We start from the raw sequence: 23,353 nt of genomic DNA, 5'->3' as shown, positions 1-23,353 counted from the left end.
CGAGGCGGCTAGCTCTCGTCCTCCTGGCGACGGCGCAGGTAGCGCTCGAACTCGCGCGCGATCGCATCGCCGCTGGCCTCGGGCAGATCAGTGGTGTCCTGCGCCTCTTCGAGCGAGTGGACGTATTCGGCCACCTCGTCGTCGGAAGCAGCCAGCTCGTCCACGCCGTGCTCCCAGGCACGTGCTAGGTCAGCCAGGTCGGCGTGCCCGATCAACGTGTCGAAGAGCTCCTCGAGCCGGGTGAGCAGCGCGAGCGTCGCCTTGGGCGAAGGGCTGCCGCCGGCGTAGTGCGGCACAGCTGCCCAGCACGACAGTGTCGACATCCCGGCACGGTCGGCCGCGTCGACCACGACGCCGATGATGCCGGTCGGGCCTTCGTAGTGGCTCTGCTCCAGGTCGTAGCGGTGCCGGGTCTCCTCGTGCTCGGAGGTGACCGTGACCGGGATCGGCCGAGTGTGCGGCACATCGGCCAGCAGGCCGCCGAGCGTGATGAGCATCGTGACGTCGAGGTCCTCGGCGAGGGAGATGATCTCCTCGGTGAAGGCTGCCCACCGCATCGACGGCTCGATGCCCTGGACCAGCAGCACGTCCCGGTCGAGCGGCGTGTCGCGCGCCAGCAGCACCCGCGTGGTGGGCCAGCGGAGCGTACGACGGCCGTCCTCGTTGGTGATTCGCGGCCGGTTGACCTGGAAGTCGTAGTAGTCCTCGGGGTCCAGAGCAGCGATCGGCTCGGCGTCCCACATACGGGCCAGGTGGGCCAATGTGGCAGTCGCGGTCTCACCGGCGTCGTTCCAGCCCTCGAACGCGGCGATCATGATTGGGTCGCGCAGCTCCGGCAGATCCTCGAGCTGGATCACGCAGCCTCCCTCGGGACGATTGAGAGCACACGGCGAGCCGGGCCCGGCCGCCGGGGCCACCGGCGTCGTCCCACCCTAAGGATCGACCGGCCCCTACGTCGAAGCGGGCCGAAAACGTGTCGCGGCGCGTCGTTAAGATGACCGCACACCCGTCGCTGGAGCCATCCAGCAGTTGGAGGAAACAGTGAGCAGCCGCTCCGACGAGCGCGAGAGCCGGTCCGCCGGGCTCGCCACCCCGCCCAAGCCTGATGCAACCCAGCTTCGGCCGGACCTGACCGATGAGCTCACGCAGGTTCTGCGCGAGCGCATCCTGGTGCTCGACAGTGCCATGGGCACGATGATCCAGCGTCACAAGTTCTCCGAGGAGGACTACCGCGGCGAGCGCTTCGCGGACTGGCCCTCCGACATCAAGGGCAACAACGACCTGCTGTCGTTGACCCAGCCCGAGGTGATCAGCGAGATCCACCGGCTCAACCTCGAGGCCGGCTCCGACGTGATCGGCACCAACACCTTCAATGCCCAGGTCATCTCGATGGCCGACTACGGCATGGAGGAGCTGTCGTACGAGCTCAACCTCGCCTCGGCGCAGCTGGCGCGGGCCGAGTGCGACGCGATGACGGCGAAGACGCCCGACCGGCCGCGCTACGTCGCCGGCTCGCTCGGCCCGACCAACCGCACCGGCTCGATCTCGCCCGACGTCAACGACCCGGGCAAGCGCAACGTCAGCTACGACGAGCTGGTGTCGGCCTACCTCGAGCAGGCCAACGGCCTCGTCGACGGCGGCTCGGACATCCTCGTGGTCGAGACGATCTTCGACACCCTCAACGCCAAGGCCGCGATCTTCGCGCTCGAGACGCTCTTCGAGCAGCGCGAGCGCCGCTGGCCGGTCATCATCTCCGGCACCATCACCGACGCGTCCGGCCGCACGCTGTCCGGACAGGTCACCGAGGCGTTCTGGAACAGCGTCCGCCACGCCCGGCCGCTCGCCATCGGCCTGAACTGTGCGCTCGGTGCCTCCGACATGCGGCAGTACGTCGCCGAGCTCTCTCGCCTGGCCGACTGCTTCATCTCCTGCTACCCGAATGCCGGTCTGCCCAACGCCTTTGGCGAGTACGACGAGACGGCCGAGCAGATGGCGACCGTCGTCGAGGGTTTCGCCGCTGACGGCCTCGTCAACTTCCTGGGCGGCTGTTGCGGCACGACTCCGGAGCACATCACCGCGATCGCCGAGGCGGTCGAGGGCAAGGCGCCTCGGGTCCCGGCCACGACGTCGCCGGCCTGTCGGCTGTCCGGCCTCGAGCCGCTCAACATCGTCGAGGAGACCCTCTTCGTCAACGTCGGTGAGCGCACCAACATCACCGGGTCGGCCCGCTTCCGCAAGCTGATCAAGAACGGCGACTACAACACCGCGCTGGCCGTCGCCCGCCAGCAGGTCGAGGCCGGCGCGCAGGTCATCGACATCAATATGGACGAGGGCATGATCGACGGCGTGGAGGCGATGGATCGCTTCTGCAAGCTGATCGCCAGCGAACCCGACATCTGCCGCGTGCCCGTGATGGTCGACTCCTCCAAGTTCGCGGTCATCGAGGCCGGTCTGAAGTGCATCCAGGGCAAGGCGATCGTCAACTCGATCTCGATGAAGGAAGGCGTCGAGCCGTTCATCGAGCACGCGCGCCTGTGCCGCAAGTACGGCGCGGCCGTCGTCGTGATGGCGTTCGACGAGCAGGGCCAGGCGGACACGCTGGAGCGTCGCAAGGAGATCTGCGGCGAGGCGTACCGGATCCTGACCGAGGAGGTCGGGTTCCCGGCCGAGGACATCATCTTCGACCCCAACATCTTCGCCGTCGCGACCGGTATCGAGGAGCACGCCAACTACGGCGTCGACTTCATCGAGGGTGCCCGGTGGGTCAAGCAGAACCTCCCGGGCGCGCTGGTGTCCGGTGGCGTCTCCAACGTGTCGTTCTCGTTCCGAGGCAACAACCCGGTCCGCGAGGCGATCCACGCGGTCTTCCTGTACCACGCGATCTCGGCCGGCATGGACATGGGCATCGTCAACGCCGGTGCGCTCGTGGTCTACGACGAGATCGACCCCGAGCTGCGCGAGCGGATCGAGGACGTCATCCTCAACCGGCGCGAGGACTCGACCGAGCGGCTGCTGGAGATCGCCGATCAGTTCCAGTCCGACGGCTCCGAGAAGGAGGTCGTCACCGAGGAGTGGCGCGGTCTGCCCGTCAGGGAGCGCATCACGCACTCGCTGGTCAAGGGCATCGACGAGTTCATCGTCGACGACACCGAGCAGATGCGACAGGAGCTGTCGGCGTCCGGTGGCCGCCCGCTCGAGGTCATCGAAGGCCCTCTGATGGACGGCATGGGCGTCGTCGGCGACCTGTTCGGCGCCGGCAAGATGTTCCTGCCCCAGGTGGTGAAGTCGGCGCGCGTCATGAAGAAGGCCGTCGCCCACCTCATCCCGTTCATCGAGGCCGAGAAGAAGCCCGGCGACGTCCAGCGGGCCAAGGGCAAGATCGTCATGGCCACGGTCAAGGGCGACGTGCACGACATCGGCAAGAACATCGTCGGCGTGGTCCTGCAGTGCAACAACTACGACGTGGTCGACCTCGGCGTGATGGTGCCGGGCCAGAAGATCCTGGACGCTGCCAAGGCGGAGAACGCCGACGTGATCGGGCTGTCCGGCCTCATCACGCCCTCGCTGGACGAGATGGTGTCGTTCGCCGAGGAGATGGAGCGGCAGGGTCTGGACATCCCGCTGCTGCTCGGCGGCGCCACGACCTCCAAGGCGCACACGGCCGTCAAGGTCGAGCCGAAATATCACGGCCCGGTCATCTGGGTGAAGGACGCGTCGCGCTCCGTGCCGACCGTCGCCTCACTGCTGTCGGACGAGCGCCGCCCGGCGCTGCTGGAGCAGGTCACCCAGGAGTACGACTCCCTGCGCAAACGGCACGCGGCCAAGAAGAACGACCGCCCGCTGATCAGCCTCGAGCAGGCTCGCGCCAACGCGACTCCGGTCGACTGGTCCGGCTACCAGCCGCCGCGCCCGCACCTGCTCGCCCAGCAGGCCAAGGACATGCACGAGGGTCCCCACCCGACGGGCGGGGCGTCGTACACCAAGACGTTCCACGACTACTCCCTCGAGGAGCTGCGCGAGTACATCGACTGGCAGCCGTTCTTCAACGCGTGGGAGATGAAGGGTCGCTTCCCTGACATCCTCAACAACCCGGCCACCGGTGACACCGCGCGCAAGCTCTATGACGACGCACAGGTGATGCTCGACCGGCTCATCGAGGAGAAGTGGCTGACCGCCAACGGGATCATCGGGCTGTTCCCGGCCAACGGGGTCGGCGATGACACCGAGGTCTACACCGACGAGTCCCGCACGCAGGTCCGGATGACGCTGCACCACCTGCGCCAGCAGGGCCAGCACCGAGAGGGCATCCCCAACCGCGCGCTCGGCGACTTCGTGGCGCCCAAGGAGACCGGCCTGCGCGACTACATCGGTGGCTTCGCGGTCACCGCCGGACTCGGCTCGCAGGAGCAGATCGCCAAGTTCAAGGCCGACCTCGACGACTACAGCGCGATCCTGCTCGAGTCGCTGGCCGACCGGCTGGCCGAGGCGTTCGCCGAGCGGATGCACCAGCGGGTGCGCAAGGAGTTCTGGGGTTTCGCCGGCGATGAGCACCTCACCAACGAGGACCTCATCGGCGAGAAGTACGCCGGCATCCGGCCGGCGCCGGGCTATCCCGCCTGCCCCGACCATACTGAGAAGGAGCTCCTCTGGGAGCTGCTCGATGTCGAGCAGCAGACCGGTATCCAGCTCACGGAGAGCATGGCGATGTGGCCGGGCGCGGCCGTCAGCGGCTTCTACTTCTCCCACCCGCAGTCGCAGTACTTCGTGGTCGGGCGGCTCGATCGTGACCAGGTCGAGGAGTACGCCGACCGCAAGGGCTGGACACTCGCGCAGGCGGAGAAGTGGCTTTCGCCCAACCTCGGTTACGAGCCGGAGGACTGATGGAGTCACGCCTCGACGCCGGGCTTCCGGCTGCCGTCCTGTGGGACATGGACGGCACCATCGTCGACACCGAGCCGTTCTGGATCAGCGTGGAGCGCCAGCTCGTCGAGTCCTACGGTGGCGCCTGGTCGGACGAGATCGCCCACCAGCTCGTCGGGAACCCGTTGCTGGTGTCGGCCGAGATCATTCTCGCCAACTCGCCGGTCACCTTGTCGCCGGAGGAGGTCGTCGACGTTCTGCTCAAGGGCGTCGCAGAACGGATGAACGAGCACGTGCCATGGCGTCCGGGCGCAGCAGAGCTCCTCAAGTCCCTTGGTGCGCAAGGGGTTCCGTGCGCGTTGGTGACGATGTCGTACACCTCGTTCGCCGAGGTGCTGATCGAGGCAGTGCCGGAGGGCACCTTCGCGGCGGTTGTCACCGGTGACGCGGTGACCCATGGCAAGCCGCATCCGGAGCCCTACCTGACGGCCGCCGCCGCACTCGGCGTCCGCCCGGAAGACTGTGTGGCAATTGAGGACTCACCGCCCGGTGTCCGCTCAGCTGTCGCGGCCGGCGTACCCACGATCGCGGTCCCGCACATCGTCACGGTCCCCCCGATCGAGGGAGTGACGCAGATCGACACTCTCGACGGTCTGACCGCCGACGACCTGCTGCCGCTCGTACGTCCCTGATCCTCAGGTGCCGTCGACGGTGACGGCAGAGGTGACGAAGCCGCCGAGCGGGGTGTTGGTGCCCGCGACCTTGGTCGTCTTGCCCGTGCTGATCGTGTAGCGGTAGATGCCGTTCCAGGGAGTCCAGTCCTGGCCGTCGCCCCAGAGGTAAGCAGCGTCACCGTAGGCGCCGGCGACGCTGTAGTTCGGTACGCCCCCGACCTTCAGGCTCGTGAAGGTGTTTCCCTTGGCCAGCATGGGAGTCGGGGCGGGCGACTCGGTCGAGGCGTCGAAGAGCACGCCCGCGCTGACCTTGCGGCCGCTCTGCGCCTGGTTGTCGTGGCTCACCGTCAGGATCGCCGCGGTGCTGGTGGCCAGACCGAACCGGTACACCTGGCTGAAGCCGGCGTCCTTGCTGCAGCTCATGGTGAACTCGGTAGCGCCGTACTGGTAGTCCGGGGTGCACCACCGCTCGCCCTTCGGGATCGGCACGGTCTTGATGATCGTGCCGCCGGCCACATCGCGGACGAAGACTCGACCGGCGGTGTCGGACTGCAGCACGCGGGTGCCGTCGGCCGTCGCGGCGAGTTCGCCGGACGCGCCTCCCGAGTAGGTCTTCAGCAGCTTGCCGGCACGCGAGAAGAGCTGTGCGGGCTTGTCGTAGCGGGAGACGACCAGGCCGTCCTTGACGAGGGTCGCCGTGCTCCCATTGGGCACGCGCAGGTATGTCGGCTTCTTGGTCTCGGCATCCCAGATCGTCAGTCGCAGCTCGCTGCCGGTGCCGACGAAGAACCCGGTGACGATGGTGCGTGCGTTGCTGCTGATGTCGAGGACAAAGGCGTCGTTGGACACTGCGCCGATCGTGGTGTGCTGGCCGTTCGGGGCGAGCAGCACGAGCGCACCCTTGTTGTCCGTCGGCCCGGTCGCGTGGCGGACGAGCGCGGTGTAGCCGTACGCCGTCGGCGCGCCGGGCGGCGGTACGACCCCGCTCGAGACCGCGGCGTGCGCGCCACCGGAGGGTGCAGCGTCGGCGAGCCCCGTGCCGGTGATCAGTCCCGCGGCAGCCACCAATGTGCCTGACGCCACGAGTGCGCTGCGCCGAATCGTGTTCGCATTCATCGTCTTTCCCCCTTGCTCAGATGCGGCGCTCGTTGCCGCTGTGTGAACAGCATTGCCGGGACAGGCGATTCGGCTCTACGGGACCTGGGACGATCCGGCCGACCGGGGTCCTACGACCAGGTCGTAGGACCCCGACCGACGTTCGGGTCAGTCGCTGGGGGAGGCGTCGACGTAGACCGACGAGCCGAGCTCGACGAACGTCTTGCTCATCTGCTCCATCCCTTCCTGGACGTCAGCAGGCGTCGACCCGAAGCGGTCCCGTACGTCCTGGCTGATCCGCATGGAGCAGAACTTCGGACCGCACATCGAGCAGAAGTGCGCCGTCTTGGCAGCGTCGGCAGGCAGCGTCTCGTCGTGCATCGACCGCGCTGTGTCCGGGTCCAGCGAGAGGTTGAACTGGTCGTTCCACCGGAACTCGAAGCGCGCCTTGGACAACGTGTCGTCCCAGTCGCGCGCGCCAGGGTGACCCTTGGCGATGTCAGCGGAATGCGCAGCCAGCTTGTAGGTGATGACGCCGGTCTTCACATCGTCGCGGTCCGGCAGGCCGAGGTGCTCCTTGGGCGTGACGTAGCAGAGCATCGCGGTGCCGTGCATCGCGATCGTCGCGGCACCGATGGCGGAGGTGATGTGGTCGTAACCCGGGGCGATGTCGGTGGCGAGCGGTCCGAGGGTGTAGAACGGCGCGCCGTGGCACCACTCCTGCTCGAGCCGGACGTTCTCCTCGACGAGGTTGAGCGGCACGTGACCCGGGCCCTCGACCATCACCTGCACGTCGTGCTCCCACGCGCGCGAGGTGAGCTCGCCGAGCGTACGCAGCTCCGACAGCTGTGCCTCGTCGTTGGCGTCGGCCGTGCAGCCGGGCCGCAGCCCGTCACCCAGGCTGAACGCGACGTCGTACTGCGCGAAGATCTCGCAGAGCTCGTCGAAGTGGGTGTAGAGGAAGCTCTCTTCGTGGTGCGCCAGGCACCAGCCGGCCATGATCGAGCCGCCGCGGCTGACGATCCCGGTGATGCGGTTGGCTGTCAGCGGCACGTAGCGCAGCAGCACCCCGGCGTGCACGGTCATGTAGTCCACGCCTTGCTCACACTGCTCGATCACCGTGTCGCGGTAGGTCTCCCACGTGAGCTGGTCGGCGTTGCCGTCGACCTTCTCCAGCGCCTGATAGATCGGCACCGTGCCGATCGGTACGGGGGAGTTGCGCACGATCCACTCGCGGGTGGTGTGGATGTCGTCTCCGGTCGACAGGTCCATGACCGTGTCGGCACCCCACTTCGTGGCCCAGGACATCTTGTCGACCTCCTCCGCGATCGAGGAGGTGACAGCCGAGTTGCCGATGTTGGCGTTGACCTTCACCAGAAATGCCTTGCCGATGATCATCGGCTCGGTCTCGGGATGATTGATGTTGGCCGGGATGATCGCGCGTCCGGCCGCCACCTCGGACCGCACCAGCTCCACGTCGCAGCGTTCGCGGACCGCGATGAACTCCATCTCTGGTGTCACCATGCCGAGGCGGGCGTAGTGCATCTGCGTCACTCGGTGACCAGCCTTGGCACGCAACGGTTCTCGGCGTACGCCACGCCACTCTGCCGCAGACTCGCCGCGTCGTACCGCGGAGCGCCCGTCATCGGTCAGCTGACGTCCCCGGCCGGTGTAGGTCTCGACGTCCTCGCGGTCCTTGATCCAGGCGTGGCGGAGGGGCGCGAGCCCTTCCTCCGGTGTCGAGCCGGGTCCGGAGGTGTCGTAGATCCGGAACGGCGGGTTGGCCTCGCCGGTGCCCGGAGAGGGGTCGAGCTCGATCTCGGTGAACGGGACGCGGAGGCCGTGAGGGCCTTCGGCGTAGACCTTGGTGCGCGCGTTGGACGACGGGTTGGTCATGCTCGTGGCTCCTTCAAGTCGGACATGATGGATCGGTTCGGTGGACTGGACTGGAGGGCGTCGAGGAGTTGCTCGACGACGAGGGCGGGGTCCGGTGCGCGCATGACGGCCCCCATCACGGCGATGCCGTACGCACCGGCCGCCAGGAGCTGCGGCACCAGCGGTGTTTCGACACCGCCGAGGGCAAGAACCGGCGGCGCTCCGGGGACCGCGGCGCGAGTCCGGCTGATTCCAGCCGGACCAAGCGGCGGCCCGTAGTCGGGTTTGGACGTCGACAGCGCGACGGGAGACAAGGTCACGTAGTCGCTTCCCGCAACGCGCGCAGCGGCGAGCTGCCCTGTGTCGTGGACAGATCGGCCGAGCAGGGCCGGACGTCGCCTCGGCTGGGGATCGCTGGAACGCAGGTGCACGCCGCGCCGCCCGGTGGCGTGCGCCATGTCCCGCACCACAAGACGGCCGCCGACCGAGCGAAGGATCGCGTCGACCTGGTCGGCGAGCGGTGCGTACGCCGCGGGTGTGAGGTCCCGCTCGCGCAGCAGGACGTCGTGCGCACCGGCCGCAACGGCGGCAGCGATGACATCGAGCAGATTGGTCGGATCGGCGAGCTGCGTCCGATCCGTGACGAGGAGGAGGCGCGGGACATCCCTCATGACCCGAGGACCCCGGCCAAGGGAGACGATGCCTGTGCCAGACGACGCTGCGGGATGCGGCCGGCGAGGTGGGCCAGCCGTCCGGCCTCGACGCCTCGTCGCATGGCACGCGCCATGACCACCGGCCGCTCAGCACGGGTGACTGCGGTGGCGAGGAGCACGGCGTCGCAGCCGAGCTCCATGGCCAGAGCCGCCTCGGAGGCCGTACCGATGCCGGCATCCAGGATGACCGGCACCGTGACCTGCTCGCGCAGGAGGGAGATCGCGTGCGGGTTGCGGATGCCGAGCCCGCTGCCGATCGGGGCACCCAGCGGCATCACCGCTGCGCATCCCACATCTTGCAGTCGCCGAGCGACGACCGGGTCGTCGCCGGTGTATGGCAGCACGTGAAAACCGTTGTCCACTAATGCCTTTGCTGCGTCGAGCAGCTCGATGACGTCCGGCAGGAGCGTACGGTCGTCGGCCACGACCTCGAGCTTGACCCAGTCGGTGCCGAGCGCCTCACGCGACAGCTCGGCCACCAGGACCGCCTCACGCGCGGTGCGGCACCCGGAGGTGTTGGGCAGGATCTCGACCGGTAGTCCCGCGAGCGCCTCCATCAAGCCGTTCGCGACCCCATCGCCGGCGCGCCGCATCGACACGGTCACCACGCCCGTGCCGGACTCCAGGACGGCGTCGGTGAGTGAGCTCGGGCTGATCGCACCGCCGGATCCGAGCAGCAGCCTGGACCGCAGGCTGCGACCGGCGAGCTCGAGAACGTCCTCGTGCTCGGTCACCTCAGCCGCCCTGCATCGGCGTCAGGATCTCGACCTCGCCACCGCTGGGTACGACGGTGCCGGCCCACTCCTCACGGTGCACGACGGCGCCGTTCAGGGCCACGGCCACGCTCATGCTCTGGAGACCACGGGACTCCAGGAGCTCGGTCACGGTCAGTCCTGGGCGGTGCCGGGCGGGTTCGCCGTTGACGAGGATCGTCGCGGTCATACGGTCTGCCTCCTGTGCGATGCGGATCGATGGCGGGCAAGAGTGAAGTCAGCAGCAGCCGGGTTGAGCGGTTCGCCGAGTACGGCCGCGGCGAGCGCGTCCGCGGTGATCGGAGCGAGCAGGAACCCATGTCGGTAGTGGCCGGTGGCCACGAACAGACCGTCCACCTCCGTGGCCCCGAGGTAGGGCCCGTTGTCGGGCGTTCCAGGCCGGAGGCCGACATCGTGAGAGAGCAGCTCGGCGTCCCTGAGCTGTGGGAGGACGGTGGTCGCTGCAGACAGGAGGTCGAGGATCGCGCGCGGCGTGCGTCGGGTGTCGTGGCCGACGTCGGCACTCGTGGCGCCCACAACGATCTCGCCGTCGTCGCGAGGCACGAGATAGACATCGACCTCGTCGACCCGCGCCCGGACGGTCTGGGTGAGCAGGTCGTCCGAGGTCCGCAGGCGGAGGATCTCGCCCTTGACCGGTCGGGTCGGCACGGTCTCGTCGACATCCGCCGCAAGGCTCGTGCTCTGCACACCGGCCGCGAGGACGACGGCGTCGGTGGGCACGAGGCGATCCCCACGCCGTACGCCGATCACTCGCCCGCCGCTGCGCGCGAGCAGAACGCGGTCGGTCACGATCCGAGCTCCGTTGTCCTGCAGGGCTGCTCGCAGCGCACGGATGACGACGGGTGCATCGACGGACGTGTCACGGGGGATTCGGAGGCAGCCACGTGCCCTGTTCGTGAGCTCGGGTTCGCACTGCCTGCACATCGCGGCCGAGAGCATCTCGGCCGGCACGCTCTGCGTGGCCAGCAATGCGGCTCGGCGCACGAGTCGGTCGTCGTCGTCAGGATGGATGGAGACCAGGAGAGTGCCGGGCGGACGAGGAGCGATGTCGATGCCACTCGCCGCGGAGATCTCGTCGGCGAACCGGTCCCATCGCGCCAGCGACTCCTCGCACAGTCGATGGAGCGCGTCGTGCCCGTAGTCCAGCTCCGAACCCGGTGCGAGCATGCCGGCGGCCACGGGCGAAGCGCGCCCAGTCGCGCGGTCGTCGTACACGACCACGTCGAGGCCGCGCCGGCAGAGTCCCCATGCGGCGGAGAGGCCAGCGATCCCACCACCGACGACTGCGACAGTCATCGGCGAGCTCGGGTGGGGATCACGTGCCGGGGACACCATCCGTTCGGATCAGGCGGAGCGGTGCTCGAGGCATGCTCGAGACGACAGGCTCCGACGAAGGGATGCACCACCACGGCGTACGACACGATCGACTTCTCCTTGCGCCGGCATGACCCGGATCAAGTCGGAACGGTCGAGGCCGCGACAGCCCCCTCTCAGCCCGGTGCGCCGGACTCCCGCGAAGGACGTGCCGACCGTACCAGCAACGTCGCTGAGTGCGACCCAGGTGGTTGCAGATCAGGGGGCGAAGTGGCGAGAAGCATTGGTTTGCAACGTGTTTCGGCTGAGGCGAGATGGCCAGAGGGTGGGCTCCGCAGCGCGGAACCCACCCTCAGGTGCTCACTCGGGGACAGGGTCCCCGCTCAGGATCAGTCGGTCAGGCGGCGGCGCATCCAGTAGGCGGCACCGACGACCAGGCCGAGCACTACCGCGGCCAAACCGGTCAGCACCGTGTTGGATCCGTTGCTCCCGAGAAGCAACCAGTCGGTCTGCACCGGAGGGCCGCTGGGCGGGGGTGTCGTCCCGCCAGGCGGCGGCGTCGTCGTGTCGCCTGGCGTCGTGGTCGACCCGGTCGAGCCAGTCGTGCTGGACGAGGTCGATGACGAGGAGCTCGACGACGATGGCTCGGTGGTGGTGCTGCCCGTCGTGCTCGGGGTCGTCGGGTTGGACGTCGACGAGGTCGAGGAACTCGCCGTCGACGTGCTCGACGTGGTCGTGGATGTGGGCGGCTGCGTGCTCGTCGATGTGGTGGTCGGCGGCTGGGTCGGCTCGTCGCAGATGACCTTGAAGACCTTGCTCTTGGCCTTCTTGATCTCCTCGGTGCCGAACTTGTTGTACAGCGTCGCCTTGTAGTGGCCGTCCTCCAGCGTCAGCCCGTCGGTCTCGCCGTCGGGGTCGGCGTTGACGTAGACCGTCTGGCCGTCACCGTTGTCGTCCGTGGCGAGCAGCGGCACCTCGACGGTGTCGGTGGTGTCGGTGTCGCCACCCTGCGGCGCCACCTTGATCAGGCCGTCCTGGCCGGCGTCGAGGCCGTAGACCTCGAAGTTGAACTTGCAGACCTTGGGGTCGTTGCTCTCGGTGTTGGCCGGCGTGCCGAGCTCGTGCACCTTGAGCGTGCCGTTGTTGCCGGGCGGGGCAGCGACGGCCGCAGTCGTCGCCAGAACGCCGAGTCCCATCGCCGCGGTCAGGCCGAGGGCAGCGGCGGTCGAGCGTGCGCGTGTAGTGGTCACGAGAGGTCCCCTTCAGGGCCCGGGCCCAGCCGGGCCGATATCAGTGGGTGCGTACCCGCCATACCCCCGTGGTCAGACTGGCCGCGCCTCGGACTGTGGCCCAACCGGACGCAGCCGTGGGGTCACTTTCAGAAGTGGGTCACGCCTGAAACATTGCGGCTAGCGCGGCGTGAAGACGAGCAGGTAGTCACCGGCCAGATCGGCGAGCGGATGGTCAGAGCAGACCACCACGTCCTGCCTGAGTGTCGCGACGCGCGACACCGCTCGGGCGACGTCCCATGCAAGCGGCGTGAAGTGGTCCTCGGCCGCGATGTTGGCGACATTGAGGACGACGTGACCGGTCGGGCGCAGCAGGCTAGCCGCCTGGCGTACGACGTCCGTGAGCTCGTCGAGATATCGGTCGTAGGTGGCGCCGAGCTGCTCGTACGCTTCGAACGGATCTTGGGGATGGTTGGTGGCCGTCATGTAGGGCGGTGACGTGAGGACGAGGTCGAAAGGACCATCGACCAGATCGAGAAGCCGTCGCGAATCACCTTGTACAACAACGGAGTTCGGCGCTGTCTCTCGGATCACTGAGCAGCGTTCGGGCATGAGCTCCACGCCTGTTGCGACCCGATCATTGCGCTCGGCGACGCACAACGTCGTACCGAACCCGGCGAACGGATCGAGTACGCGATCACCAGGCTGAGTCAGGTCGTCCAGCACGGCTGAGACGACGGCTTGGGCGAAGTGCACGTCCTCGGTGGCCGACGGGTGCCGCTCGCGGATGACGTCGTCGTGGCGCACGAAGACGTACCGCCGCATCGGAAGGGCAGCGGTCACGTCAGTCCACCGCCACCTCGACCTCACCGGCACGCCGCGGGTCGAGGGCGCGAGCAGAGGCGTCATCGGGCAGCGGCGGGGGAGTGCCACCCCACTCGGGACAGCGAGCCTTGTGATCGCACCAGTCGCACAGCCGCGACTTCTTCGGACGCCAGTCACCGGTCTCTGCGGCGCGCTCGATCGCCGCCCACAGCGCCTTGACCTTGCGCTCGGTCGCCAGCAGGTCGGCCTCATCGGGCGCGTAACGGATGAGCTCGGAGTTGCCGAGGTAGACCAGCTGGAGCATCCGGGGCACAACACCTCTGGTCCGCCACAGGACCAGCGCGTAGAACTTCATCTGGAACAGCGCCTTGGCCTCGAACAACTCCGACGGCGCGCGCCCGGTCTTGTAGTCCACGACGCGAAGCTCGCCCGTCGGTGCGATGTCGAGGCGGTCGACGTAGCCGCGTAGCAGGAGCCCGTCCACATCGGCCTCGACGTAGAGCTCGCGCTCGGCCGGCTCGAGACGCGTCGGGTCCTCCAGCAGGAACCACCGCTCGACGAGTCGCGCGGCCTCCGCGAGCCAGGTCGCGTGCGCCTCGGCCTCGTCACCCACGAGCTCGGCGAGGGCCGGCTCGGCTTCGACGAGGGCCGCCCACTGCGGCTCGAGCAGGGCCTGCGCCGCCGCGACCGTGCGCTCGGCCGCGGGAACATCGAACAGGCGCTCCAGCACGGCATGCACGAGCGTGCCTCGGGCGGCTGCAGCGCTCGGTGCCTCAGGCAACCGGTCGATGACGCGGAAGCGGTAGAGCAACGGGCACTGCATGAAGTCCGAGGCCCGGCTCGGTGACAGTGCGGCGACCATGCAGGAACTCTAGGCGCCACTACCGACACCAGGACCTGCCCTGTCCACAGCTACGCTCGCCTCATGTCTGGAGCCGACGCGTCCGGCTCCGCACCGGGCTGGCAGATCGGCACGCTTCGCGGCGTGCCGGTCTATCTGGGCCGCACCTGGCCGGTGATCGCCGTCGTGATCGTCGCCCTCTTCGGACCGCAGCTGCAGGACCAGCGCCCTGATCTCGGCGCCAAGGCCTACCTCGTGGCTGCCATCTACGCGGTCCTCCTCCTCATCTCCGTGCTGGTGCACGAGGCCGCGCACGCGCTCATGGGTCAGGCACGCGGCTACCGCGTCTCCCGGATCGTGGCCGACCTCTGGGGCGGGCACACGGCGTACGAGCACGCCGACACCTCTCCCGGCTCCACCGCGCTGGTCGCGGTGGTCGGACCGCTCAGCAACGGAGTCCTCGCGCTCATCGCCTGGCTCGCGCTGCCCGCGACGCCCGATGGCGTGCCGGAGACCCTCGTTGCGGTTGTGGCCTGGAGCAACGCGCTCGTGGCGGCCTTCAACATGCTGCCCGGCCTGCCGCTCGACGGCGGCTACCTCGTCGACGCGCTGGTCTGGCGGATCACGGGGTCGCGCGCCAAGGGCATGGTCGTGGCCGGCTGGTGCGGACGGGTCGTGACCGTTGCCGTGCTGGCGTGGGCGCTGCTCCGTCCGCTGCTCCAGGGCGAGTCGCCGTCCCTGGTCACGGTGGCGTGGTCGGTCTTCCTCGCGACCTTCCTGTGGGCCGGCGCCAGTGCGTCGATCAGGGCCGGCCAGGTCAAGCACATCGTCGATCGGGTGCCACTGCGTTCGGTCGCCGACCCCCTCACCATCCTGGACGACTCCACGCCGGTGGCTGCTCTCGACCTGATGCCCCCGGGACCGGTGGCAGTGCACAGCGAGTCACGTGGCCTATGGGGACTCGTCGACACGCAGGCCGTGGCGGCCATCCCACCAGGGTCGCGGGAGCACGCCGTCCTGGCCTCCGTCGCTCGCGCACAGCCCGCTGGATGGGCCATCCAGGTGCCCTCCATGGACGCGGACGTGAGTGACGTGCTCGGCGCCGTCCAGGCCTCCGGCGCGGAGCAGGTCGTGGTCATCACCCGCGAGGACCCACGGGCAGTTGGGCTCGTGGTGACCCAGCGGCTCGCCGACGCCCTGCGACAGGCGGACGGGCGCACCTGAGGCGAGCGGCCGTCGTACCTAGACTGACCCGTCATGACCACCGAGCCCGACCAGCCTGCGCCGAGCGCGCCCACCGGAGCCAGTCTGCGGCGCGGCCCCTTCATCGAGGGCGAGCGTGTTCAGCTCACGGATCCCAAGGGTCGGCTGCACACCATCACTCTGGTGCCCGGCAAGCAGTTCCACACCCACCGCGGGCACCTGCTCCATGACGACCTGATCGGGTCGCCGGACGGCTCGACGGTCACCAACACCGCGGGCGTCGAGTACCTCGCGCTCCGGCCGCTGCTGTCGGACTACGTGATGTCCATGCCGCGCGGGGCCGCCGTGGTCTATCCCAAGGACGCCGGCCAGATCGTCACCTTCGCGGATGTGTTCCCCGGAGCCACCGTGGTCGAGGCCGGAGTCGGATCCGGGGCGCTGAGCATGTCGCTGCTGCGGGCCGTCGGCGACAGCGGCCGGGTGCTGTCCTTCGAGCGCCGCGACGACTTCGCCCAGATCGCACGGGGCAATGCGCGCGAGTTCTTCGGTGTCGACCACCCGGCGTGGACCGTGACCGTCGGTGATCTCGTCGAGACGCTGCCCGACGCTGTCGAGGACGGCAGCGTCGATCGCGTCGTCCTGGACATGCTGGCGCCCTGGGAGTGTCTGGATGTCGTGGCCGATGCGCTCGTGCCCGGTGGCGTGCTCATCTGCTACGTCGCGACTGCGACCCAGCTCTCGCGGGTTGCAGAGGCCGCGCGCGACCACGGCGGCTTCACCGAGCCCGAGGCCTGGGAGTCCATGGTGCGCGGCTGGCATCTGGAAGGGCTTGCCGTCCGCCCTCAGCACCGGATGCACGGTCACACCGGCTTCCTGATCACCACCCGTCGGCTGGCGCCCGGAGTCACGCCACCACTGCGCAAACGGCGTCCTGCCAAGGGCTACGTCGACGTCTCGGACATCGAGTCACCCACCGCCGAGGACTTCGGCGAGCGACCCGTGTCGGACAAGAAGGTGAGGAAGCTCGCCCGCTCATTGGGTGATCAATCCAAGCTCTGAACAGGTCCGCAGGTTAGGGTCAAATGGCACGTTCTTCACGACGTGGATGCGCCACTTGGCGCCCGGCGAAGGAGGCCCGCATGAGTGACTCGACTCACGACCCCCGTTCCGAGAACCCGCAAGATCGCCTTCGTGACGAGGTCGACGCAGTGCGCGACAAGCTGTCGCACGGTCCGGTCCGTCAACGTCATCTGGAGCAGCAGGTCCTACAGCTCCAGTCCTCGATGGGCACGTTGTCCGCGCAGAACGAACGTCTGGTACGCACCCTCAAGGAAGCCCGCGAGCAGATTGTCACGCTCAAGGGAGAGGTCGACCGGCTAGCCCAGCCGCCGGCGTCGTACGGCATCGTCGTCTCGGTCCATGACGACGGCACCGCCGACGTCCTCAACAGTGGCCGCAAGATGCGGGTCGCCGTGAGCCCGTCGGTCGAGGTCGACCGGATGGCGCCTGGCCGTGAGGTCATGCTCAACGAGGCCCTCAACATCGTCGCCGCCGTGGGATTCGAGCAGGTCGGAGATCTCGTCACCACCAAGGAGATCCTCGACGACGCACGCGTGCTCGTCGTCTCGCACGCCGATGAGGAGCGCGTCTGCCGCATCGCCGACAGCCTCAAGGTCGAGGAGATCCGGATCGGTGACTCGCTGCTGCTCGACAGCCGCAGCGGGTTCGTCTTCGAGCGAATCCCCAAGGCCGAGGTCGCCGACCTGGTCCTGGAGGAGGTCCCCGACATCCGCTACGAGGACATCGGTGGTCTGGCCGGTCAGATCGAGGCGATCCGCGATGCCGTCGAGCTGCCCTACCTGCACGCCGACCTGTTCCGTGAGCACCTGCTGCGGCCGCCGAAGGGCGTGCTCCTCTACGGCCCTCCCGGCTGTGGCAAGACGCTCATCGCCAAGGCCGTCGCGGCGTCGTTGGCCCGCAAGGTTGCGGAGAAGACCGGTCGGGGCGAGACGAAGTCGTACTTCCTCAACATCAAGGGTCCCGAGCTGCTCAACAAGTACGTCGGTGAGACCGAGCGGCACATCCGGCTGATCTTCCAGCGGGCTCGCGAGAAGGCTTCGGACGGCACGCCCGTGGTCGTGTTCTTCGACGAGATGGAGAGTCTGTTCCGCACCCGCGGATCCGGTGTCTCCTCTGATGTCGAGACCACGATCGTGCCGCAGCTGCTGGCCGAGATCGACGGTGTCGAGCGGCTCGAGAACGTCATCGTGATTGGTGCCTCCAACCGCGAGGACATGATCGACCCGGCCATCCTGCGACCCGGCCGGCTCGACGTGAAGATCAAGATCGAGCGCCCGGACGCCGAGAGCGCCAGGGACATCTTCAGCAAGTACGTCACCACCGAGCTGCCGCTGCACGCGGACGATGTCGCAGAGCACGGTGGTTCGGTCGAGGACACCGTCGAGGCGATGATCCAGGCAACGGTCGAGCGGATGTACACCGAGATCGACGAGAACCGCTTCCTGGAGGTCACCTACGCCGGTGGCGACAAGGAGATCCTGTACTTCAAGGACTTCAACTCCGGCGCGATGATCCAGAACATCGTCGACCGCGCCAAGAAGATGGCCATCAAGGACCAGCTGACCATCGGTGCCAAGGGCATCCGGGTGGACCATCTGCTGCGGTCCTGTGTCGATGAGTTCAAGGAGAACGAGGACCTGCCCAACACCACCAACCCCGATGACTGGGCGCGGATCTCGGGCAAGAAGGGCGAGCGGATCGTCTACATCCGCACGCTCATCAGTGGCAAGGACGGTGCCGAGCCTGGTCGCTCGATCGACCAGATCGCCAACACCGGCCAATACCTGTAGTCCGAGCAGCCCGAGCAGTCCGACGGCAGAAGGTCCGAGCGCTATGACGCTCGGACCTTCTGCCGTTGTCTGCTTCCGCGCCAGCGTGCGTACGCCGCGCGCCAGCCGAGCAGGAAGGCCCCCAGCACCAGCGTGGCCACGATCACGAACGACAGGGCCGTCCCGTCTCCGACGACGCGGCGCAGCACCATCCCGACGGCCACCGTGCAGAGCCACACGGGAATGCCCGGCCCGAGGTCGAGCGGGCTCCGCCGGCCGGGCCGGCTGACCACGATCCAGCCCACGGCCGTGCCGGCCACGAATGGTGCGGCCGTAGCCAGGACGCCGACCACCGCGTTGCCCTCGTCATGGCTTGCGCGACCGATGGCGGCGAAGACGAGCACGAGGACGACATCGAGAGCAAGGCCGATGGCGGCGCGCGGACTCATGAGCGCCAACCTAGCCGTGACGCCGGTCTCAGCAGGGGAGGCAAACTGGCGATGCATAGAGCAACGATGATTGACTGAAGGGGCGGGACCGTCACCCGCAAACCTTTCGAGCTCGCGGCCGTCGGCCGTTCGATGCTCGCGCCGCGCCCGAGGAGTCCGTTGTCCAGCCCGTCTGTGTCCGAACGTCGCCGTCCCTCAACGGCACTCGTCATTGCTGTCCTGAGCATCTGTGGGACCGTCGTGTCCCTGCAGCAGACGCTCGTGGTGCCGCTGCTCCCTGACTTCCCGAAGATCCTCGGCACCACCGCCGATAACGCTTCGTGGCTGGTCACGGTGACGCTGCTCGTCAGTGCGGTCGCGACGCCGATCGTGTCGCGCCTGGCCGACATGTTCGGCAAACGGCGGATGATGCTGTTCGCGCTCGGCGCGGTCGTGATCGGCTCGCTCATCCCCGCGCTGCTCTCCGGTCTGCCCGCGGTGCTGCTCGGTCGTGGTCTTCAGGGCATCGGCGCCTCACTCATCCCGGTCGGGATCAGCATCATGCGCGACGAGCTGCCGGGTGAGAAGGTCGGCGGTGCCGTAGCGCTCATGAGTGCGACGCTCGGCATCGGCGGCGCGATCGGGATGCCGCTGGCGGGTGTGATCTACGAGCACTTCTCCTGGCACGCGCTGTTCTGGGTCTCGGTGGTCTTCGCGGCGTTGATGTTCGTGCTGGTACTGCTGGTCGTCCCGGAGTCAGAGGTCCGCACGGGCGGTCGTTTCGACTACGTAGGTGCGTTGCTGCTGTCCGTCGCCCTCGGCGCGCTGATGCTCGGCATCTCCAAGGGCGGCACGTGGGGCTGGACCAGCGAGGCGACGCTCGGTTGCTTCCTGCTGGCCGTGGTCGTCGCGGCGATCTGGGCACCGCTCCAGCTGCGGACCGGCCAGCCGATGGTCGACCTGCGTACGTCGGCTCGCAAGCCGGTGCTGCTCACCAACATCGCCTCGATCCTCTTGGGCTTCGCGATGTTCGGCAACATGCTGAGCACGACCCAGCAGATGCAGATGCCCAAGGCGACGGGCTACGGCTTCGGGCTGAGCGTCACCGCGGCCGGTCTGTGCATGCTGCCCGGTGGCCTGTCGATGGTGCTGTTCTCGCCGATCTCGGCGGCGATCACGCGCCGGTTCGGTGCTCGTACGACCCTTATCGTCGGAGCCCTGATCATGGTCGTCGGCTACGTCGGACGGGTGTTCCTGACCGACTCGATCACCCAGGTCGTCATCGGCTCCAGCGTCATCTCCATCGGCACGGCCGTCGGCTACGCCGCGATGCCGACCCTCATCATGCGCGCTGTACCCATCACCGAGACCGCGTCCGCCAACGGACTCAACACGTTGCTGCGTGCAGTGGGTACGACCACGTCCTCGGCTGCCCTGGCCGCGCTGCTGTCCGCGACCACCATGCAGCTCGGCGCGGTCACCGTGCCCACTCTGGACGCCTTCAAGCACAGCTTCTGGCTGGCCGCGCTGGCAGCCACAGCCGCGGCCGGTGTCGCGATGCTGCTGCCTCGGGCCGCCGCGGCGAAGGCCGCAGCGGGCGCGACGGCTGAGCGTGACCGGGTGTCATCCGGCGACCACGCCGAGCACATCGTGTCCGGTCAAGTCATCGACACCGACGGCAAGCCGCTGACCCGCGCGGTCGTCACGGCGATCCGGCCGGACGGCCAGCACGTCGACTGGGGCCGCACCGACGAGCGTGGCACCTACCGGCTGGCCATCGGCGAGCTCGGTCGCCACGTGCTCGTGGTCTCGGCCGACGGCTTCGCCTCGCGATCACTCTTCTGGGACATCCAAGGTGAGGCGATCCCGGCCCTGGACATGCTCGACCGACTCTCGGTCCGCGGCACGGTGCTGCGCGACGGTGAGCCGGAGGTCGGCGTACCGGTCGCCCTGGTGAAGCACTCCGGCGAGTACCAGTCGACGGCCACCACCAACGACGATGGTCGCTACTGCACCGAGCTGCCGCCGCCCGGGCGATACGTGCTGACGGCAATCGACCCGGCCACGGAGTGCTCGACGTCGCGCAGCATCGTGGTAACCAACGCGTCTCTCGACGTCGACCTGCAGCTCGCCAGCAGGCGCGATCAGGCCGTGGGCGTGCCTCAGGCCGAGGCGGCCGGCTCGCCCGGGTAGGCGATGCCGAGCTGGCGGCGTACGTCGTCCATCACCGTCATGATGCGCAGCGTCTCGTCGAGCGGCATGAGCTCGGACTCTAGGCGACCGGCCGTGATGCATCGGGCCACCTCAGCGGCTTCGTAGCGCAGACCGTGCTCGCGGTCGTCGGCGGCGGGCTCGTAGCGGTCGAGCTCCTTGTCGCCGACCGCGATGAGGCGTACGACGTTGGGCTGATAGAACCACCCGTCGATCTCGAGACGCGCCGAGTTTCCAGCAACCACAGCGGTGTTGGTCGTCTGAGCGGTCATGGTGGACGTGCACACAGCGAGCTCTCCAGAGGCACCCTGCAGGGTGATGGACGCCTGGGCATCAACGCCAAGATCGGTGAGGATGCCCGCTGCGCTGACCTTGGCGAACTCGCGAATCAACATGGCGGAGAAAGAGATCGGGTAGATCCCGAGGTCCAGCAACGCGCCACCGGCGAGGTCGGGCGAGCTGAGCCGCTCCGGGCCGTTCGGATAGAGGTGCTGGCCGTGGTCGGCGATGACGGTCTGCAGGCTGCCGAGCAGCCCGCCTTCGACGGCCTGACGGATGACGTCGTAGTGGGGGAGGAAGCGGGACCACATGGCCTCCATGCAGAACAAACCTTGCGCGCGGGCGGTGTCGACCACCTCAGCTGCCTCGGCAGCGTTGCGAGTGAAGGCTTTCTCGACAAGAACGTGCTTGCCGGCCCTCAGCGCGAGCAGAGCGTGCTCGTGATGCTGAGAGTGCGGGGACGCGACATAGACCACGTCGACGTCAGGATCAGCCACGACCTCCTCATAGCTGCCGTACGCCGCGAAGCCGCCGTGCTCGTCCGCGAACGCCTGCGCCCGGTCCAGGCTGCGCGACCCGGCCGCGACGACCTGCTGCTGCGTCCCGGCTCGCAGCGCCGACACGAAGCTCGAGGCGATGCCACCGGGGCCGATCACGCCCCAGCGCACGGGAGGCGCGTCCTGCGGGTCGAGGGTGCGGGGCTGGGGGAGCGTGACAGGAGCAGACATGCGCCTATCTTGACGCGTCAGCAGCTGGTCTTGCCCGCATAGATCGCGAGTGCCGTGTCGGGACCCAGGGTCGCGGTCAGCTGACCCGATCCGTCGACGCTCACCGGCTGGTTGCTCTGCACGTTGCAGTAGGAGCCCGCGGGCAGTGACGTCTGGAACGTGCGCGTCAGCGAGGTCGACTCGTGGTTGATCGCCACATAGCCAGCGCTGCCACGTCCGAAGGCGATCGCGTCACCGCCGTTGTCCCACCAACCCGTGACGGGCTGGCCACCGGTGGCGTTGCGGAACGCCACCATCGACTGGATCTCGGGCCAGGCGTGCTGGCACTTCCAGGCGTTCTGCCAGCACGCGTTGACAGTGCCGCCGTTGGGCGGCCCCGCGTCGCTGTCGGACCACTCGTAGCCGGAGTGCACATCGGGCGTTCCGTAGGGCCAAGCCAGCATGAAGACGTTGGCGAGCGTGTAGGCGGCGCCGCTCTTGTAGCTCAGCGTCGAGCCGTTGCGCTCGGTGTCGTGGTTGTCCACGAAGACGGCAGCGTCGGAGCTGGGGAGGTAGCCCCAGCCCTCGCCGAAGTTGGTGAGGTAGGCGAGGTTCTCGTTGTTGAAGACCCGCTTGAGGTCGTACGCGTAACGAAACTCCTGGACCTTGCCCGTCCCGGTGTACTCCGTGGGCTGGACGGCATTGCCGTCGCCGGTGATCACTTCCTGCTTCCACGGCGCCGACGGGTTGGTCAGGCGGGACTTGATGTTGGCGAGGTCGCCGGCCGGGATGTGCTTGGCGGCGTCGATCCGGAAGCCGTCGACGCCGTAGCCGAGCAGCGTGTTGAGGTAGCCGGCGATCGTCGAGCGGACGTACTCCTCGCCGGTGTCCAGGTCCGCGAGTCCGACCAGCTCGCAGTTCTGGACGTTCGCGCGGTCCGCATAGTTGGTGACCTCGGACGTGCAGTCGTCCATGTCGCGGGTGGAGTAGAGCCCGGGGTAGTCGTACTTGGTGTACGCCGACCCTCCGGTGCCCGTGCCGCTGCCGGCCGACATGTGGTTGATGACCGTGTCGACGACGACCTTCACACCGGCCGCGTGGCAGGTGCTGATCATGTTCTTGAACGCGTGGGCGTCGCCGAGGCGACCGGCGATCTTGTAGCTCACCGGCTGGTACGAGGTCCACCACTGCGAGCCCTGGATGTGCTCGGCAGGGGGAGATACCTGCACCGAGCCGTAGCCGGCCGGACCGAGCCGCTGGGTGCACTCCCGCGCGACGGAGGCGAAGGACCACTCGAACAGCACCGCTGTCACGTCCTTGGTGCCAGCCGCGGTCTGAGCCGTACTGGCGGGCGCCGGTAGCCCGAGACTCAGGCAACCTGCAGCGCTCAGGGCAAGGGCGAGGGTCGTACGGGACATGGCGGGCTCCTCAGGTCGTGAGTGCGAACCGAGGGAGACGCTAGCGGCCGGGGAGCCTG

19 protein-coding genes and 1 riboswitch are annotated in these 23,353 nt (G+C 68.2%); of the genes, 6 read left to right on the top strand and 13 right to left on the bottom strand.

The features are described from left to right. Positions 1-8 precede the first annotated feature (8 nt). On the bottom strand, positions 9-857 hold the full coding sequence (locus tag VV02_RS15935) for a PAC2 family protein (RefSeq protein ID WP_052593023.1): 849 nt from the start codon (positions 855-857) through the stop codon (positions 9-11). Between the two features lie 184 nt (positions 858-1,041). On the opposite strand from VV02_RS15935, the gene metH reads away from it, so the two are divergent. Together metH and VV02_RS15925 are read left to right on the top strand one after the other, a co-directional pair. Beyond that, the gene (gene metH / locus VV02_RS15930; RefSeq protein WP_083450218.1) at positions 1,042-4,881 is read left to right on the top strand and encodes a methionine synthase; all 3,840 of its coding nucleotides are present in this window, start codon (positions 1,042-1,044) and stop codon (positions 4,879-4,881) included. Continuing rightward, positions 4,881-5,552, top strand: a complete 672-nt coding sequence (locus VV02_RS15925) for an HAD family hydrolase (RefSeq protein WP_052593021.1) — start codon at positions 4,881-4,883, stop codon at positions 5,550-5,552. Before metH ends, VV02_RS15925 begins: the two co-directional genes overlap by 1 nt. A 3-nt stretch (positions 5,553-5,555) precedes the next feature. Here the strand turns inward: VV02_RS15925 and VV02_RS15920 are convergent, their stop codons facing one another. The 9 genes from VV02_RS15920 to VV02_RS15880 all read right to left on the bottom strand — a co-directional run bounded on the left by VV02_RS15920 (position 5,556) and on the right by VV02_RS15880 (position 14,220). After that, positions 5,556-6,650, bottom strand: a complete 1,095-nt coding sequence (locus VV02_RS15920) for a WD40 repeat domain-containing protein (RefSeq protein ID WP_052593020.1) — start codon at positions 6,648-6,650, stop codon at positions 5,556-5,558. 147 nt (positions 6,651-6,797) lie between these two features. Beyond that, positions 6,798-8,525 (bottom strand): phosphomethylpyrimidine synthase ThiC, encoded by a 1,728-nt coding sequence (gene thiC, locus VV02_RS15915; protein WP_052593018.1) that lies wholly within the window; start codon positions 8,523-8,525, stop codon positions 6,798-6,800. Next, on the bottom strand, positions 8,522-9,175 hold the full coding sequence (locus tag VV02_RS15910) for a thiamine phosphate synthase (RefSeq protein ID WP_052593017.1): 654 nt from the start codon (positions 9,173-9,175) through the stop codon (positions 8,522-8,524). Before VV02_RS15910 ends, thiC begins: the two co-directional genes overlap by 4 nt. After that, positions 9,172-9,951: a thiazole synthase gene (locus tag VV02_RS15905; protein WP_052593015.1), complete on the bottom strand. Its 780-nt coding sequence runs from the start codon at positions 9,949-9,951 to the stop codon at positions 9,172-9,174. The genes VV02_RS15910 and VV02_RS15905 overlap by 4 nt, the downstream gene beginning before the upstream one ends. A gap of 1 nt (position 9,952) precedes the next feature. Further along, on the bottom strand, positions 9,953-10,159 hold the full coding sequence (gene thiS, locus VV02_RS15900) for a sulfur carrier protein ThiS (RefSeq protein WP_052593013.1): 207 nt from the start codon (positions 10,157-10,159) through the stop codon (positions 9,953-9,955). After that, positions 10,156-11,286: a glycine oxidase ThiO gene (gene thiO / locus VV02_RS15895; protein WP_052593011.1), complete on the bottom strand. Its 1,131-nt coding sequence runs from the start codon at positions 11,284-11,286 to the stop codon at positions 10,156-10,158. Before thiO ends, thiS begins: the two co-directional genes overlap by 4 nt. Positions 11,287-11,404: 118 nt before the next feature. Continuing rightward, positions 11,405-11,515: riboswitch (TPP riboswitch) on the bottom strand. 178 nt (positions 11,516-11,693) lie between these two features. Beyond that, on the bottom strand, positions 11,694-12,554 hold the full coding sequence (locus VV02_RS26445) for a hypothetical protein (protein WP_052593009.1): 861 nt from the start codon (positions 12,552-12,554) through the stop codon (positions 11,694-11,696). 159 nt (positions 12,555-12,713) lie between these two features. After that, positions 12,714-13,376, bottom strand: a complete 663-nt coding sequence (locus VV02_RS15885) for a DNA methyltransferase (protein ID WP_169787701.1) — start codon at positions 13,374-13,376, stop codon at positions 12,714-12,716. 1 nt (position 13,377) lies between these two features. Then, positions 13,378-14,220 (bottom strand): RecB family exonuclease, encoded by an 843-nt coding sequence (locus VV02_RS15880; protein ID WP_052593008.1) that lies wholly within the window; start codon positions 14,218-14,220, stop codon positions 13,378-13,380. A gap of 63 nt (positions 14,221-14,283) precedes the next feature. Between VV02_RS15880 and VV02_RS15875 the strand changes: the two genes are divergently transcribed. From VV02_RS15875 to arc, 3 genes are read left to right on the top strand one after another with little or no spacing between them, the layout of a single operon-like run. Continuing rightward, complete coding sequence (locus VV02_RS15875; RefSeq protein WP_052593006.1) at positions 14,284-15,423, top strand: site-2 protease family protein; 1,140 nt, start codon at positions 14,284-14,286, stop codon at positions 15,421-15,423. Positions 15,424-15,456: 33 nt separating this feature from the next. Further along, positions 15,457-16,461 carry a tRNA (adenine-N1)-methyltransferase gene (locus VV02_RS15870; RefSeq protein WP_052593004.1) on the top strand — a complete coding sequence of 335 codons (1,005 nt, stop codon included), beginning with the start codon at positions 15,457-15,459 and terminating at the stop codon, positions 16,459-16,461. 23 nt (positions 16,462-16,484) lie between these two features. Beyond that, the gene (gene arc / locus VV02_RS15865) at positions 16,485-18,272 is read left to right on the top strand and encodes a proteasome ATPase (RefSeq protein WP_179945363.1); all 1,788 of its coding nucleotides are present in this window, start codon (positions 16,485-16,487) and stop codon (positions 18,270-18,272) included. Positions 18,273-18,313: 41 nt separating this feature from the next. Here the strand turns inward: arc and VV02_RS15860 are convergent, their stop codons facing one another. Next, positions 18,314-18,700 (bottom strand): DUF3054 domain-containing protein, encoded by a 387-nt coding sequence (locus VV02_RS15860; protein WP_052593000.1) that lies wholly within the window; start codon positions 18,698-18,700, stop codon positions 18,314-18,316. Between the two features lie 159 nt (positions 18,701-18,859). Between VV02_RS15860 and VV02_RS15855 the strand changes: the two genes are divergently transcribed. Further along, on the top strand, positions 18,860-20,872 hold the full coding sequence (locus VV02_RS15855; RefSeq protein ID WP_245633103.1) for an MFS transporter: 2,013 nt from the start codon (positions 18,860-18,862) through the stop codon (positions 20,870-20,872). Here VV02_RS15855 and VV02_RS15850 read toward each other — a convergent pair. Together VV02_RS15850 and VV02_RS15845 are read right to left on the bottom strand one after the other, a co-directional pair. Continuing rightward, the gene (locus VV02_RS15850; RefSeq protein WP_052592998.1) at positions 20,842-21,897 is read right to left on the bottom strand and encodes a Gfo/Idh/MocA family protein; all 1,056 of its coding nucleotides are present in this window, start codon (positions 21,895-21,897) and stop codon (positions 20,842-20,844) included. The genes VV02_RS15855 and VV02_RS15850 overlap by 31 nt on opposite strands. Before the next feature lie 17 nt (positions 21,898-21,914). Further along, a complete protein-coding gene (locus VV02_RS15845; RefSeq protein ID WP_052592996.1) occupies positions 21,915-23,294 on the bottom strand; it encodes an alpha-amylase in 1,380 nt (459 codons plus the stop codon). Positions 23,295-23,353 lie beyond the last annotated feature (59 nt).

Source organism: Luteipulveratus mongoliensis (assembly GCF_001190945.1).
Taxonomy (GTDB): Bacteria; Actinomycetota; Actinomycetes; order Actinomycetales; family Dermatophilaceae; genus Luteipulveratus; species Luteipulveratus mongoliensis.
Note: the sequence above shows the minus strand (reverse complement) of the source record. Positions and strands in the feature narration are given on the sequence as shown.

What these genes read in the sequence shown, in the direction of transcription:
- VV02_RS15875 (WP_052593006.1), top strand. Translation starts at nt 14,284, where the DNA reads ATGTCTGGAGCCGACGCGTCCGGCTCCGCACCGGGCTGGCAGATCGGC.
- VV02_RS15920 (WP_052593020.1), bottom strand. Translation starts at nt 6,650, where the DNA reads ATGAATGCGAACACGATTCGGCGCAGCGCACTCGTGGCGTCAGGCACA.
- VV02_RS15870 (WP_052593004.1), top strand. Translation starts at nt 15,457, where the DNA reads ATGACCACCGAGCCCGACCAGCCTGCGCCGAGCGCGCCCACCGGAGCC.
- thiC (WP_052593018.1), bottom strand. Translation starts at nt 8,525, where the DNA reads ATGACCAACCCGTCGTCCAACGCGCGCACCAAGGTCTACGCCGAAGGC.
- thiS (WP_052593013.1), bottom strand. Translation starts at nt 10,159, where the DNA reads ATGACCGCGACGATCCTCGTCAACGGCGAACCCGCCCGGCACCGCCCA.
- VV02_RS15860 (WP_052593000.1), bottom strand. Translation starts at nt 18,700, where the DNA reads ATGAGTCCGCGCGCCGCCATCGGCCTTGCTCTCGATGTCGTCCTCGTG.
- VV02_RS15845 (WP_052592996.1), bottom strand. Translation starts at nt 23,294, where the DNA reads ATGTCCCGTACGACCCTCGCCCTTGCCCTGAGCGCTGCAGGTTGCCTG.
- thiO (WP_052593011.1), bottom strand. Translation starts at nt 11,286, where the DNA reads ATGACTGTCGCAGTCGTCGGTGGTGGGATCGCTGGCCTCTCCGCCGCA.
- VV02_RS15850 (WP_052592998.1), bottom strand. Translation starts at nt 21,897, where the DNA reads ATGTCTGCTCCTGTCACGCTCCCCCAGCCCCGCACCCTCGACCCGCAG.
- arc (WP_179945363.1), top strand. Translation starts at nt 16,485, where the DNA reads ATGGCACGTTCTTCACGACGTGGATGCGCCACTTGGCGCCCGGCGAAG.
- VV02_RS15910 (WP_052593017.1), bottom strand. Translation starts at nt 9,175, where the DNA reads ATGAGGGATGTCCCGCGCCTCCTCCTCGTCACGGATCGGACGCAGCTC.
- VV02_RS15925 (WP_052593021.1), top strand. Translation starts at nt 4,881, where the DNA reads ATGGAGTCACGCCTCGACGCCGGGCTTCCGGCTGCCGTCCTGTGGGAC.
- VV02_RS15880 (WP_052593008.1), bottom strand. Translation starts at nt 14,220, where the DNA reads ATGGTCGCCGCACTGTCACCGAGCCGGGCCTCGGACTTCATGCAGTGC.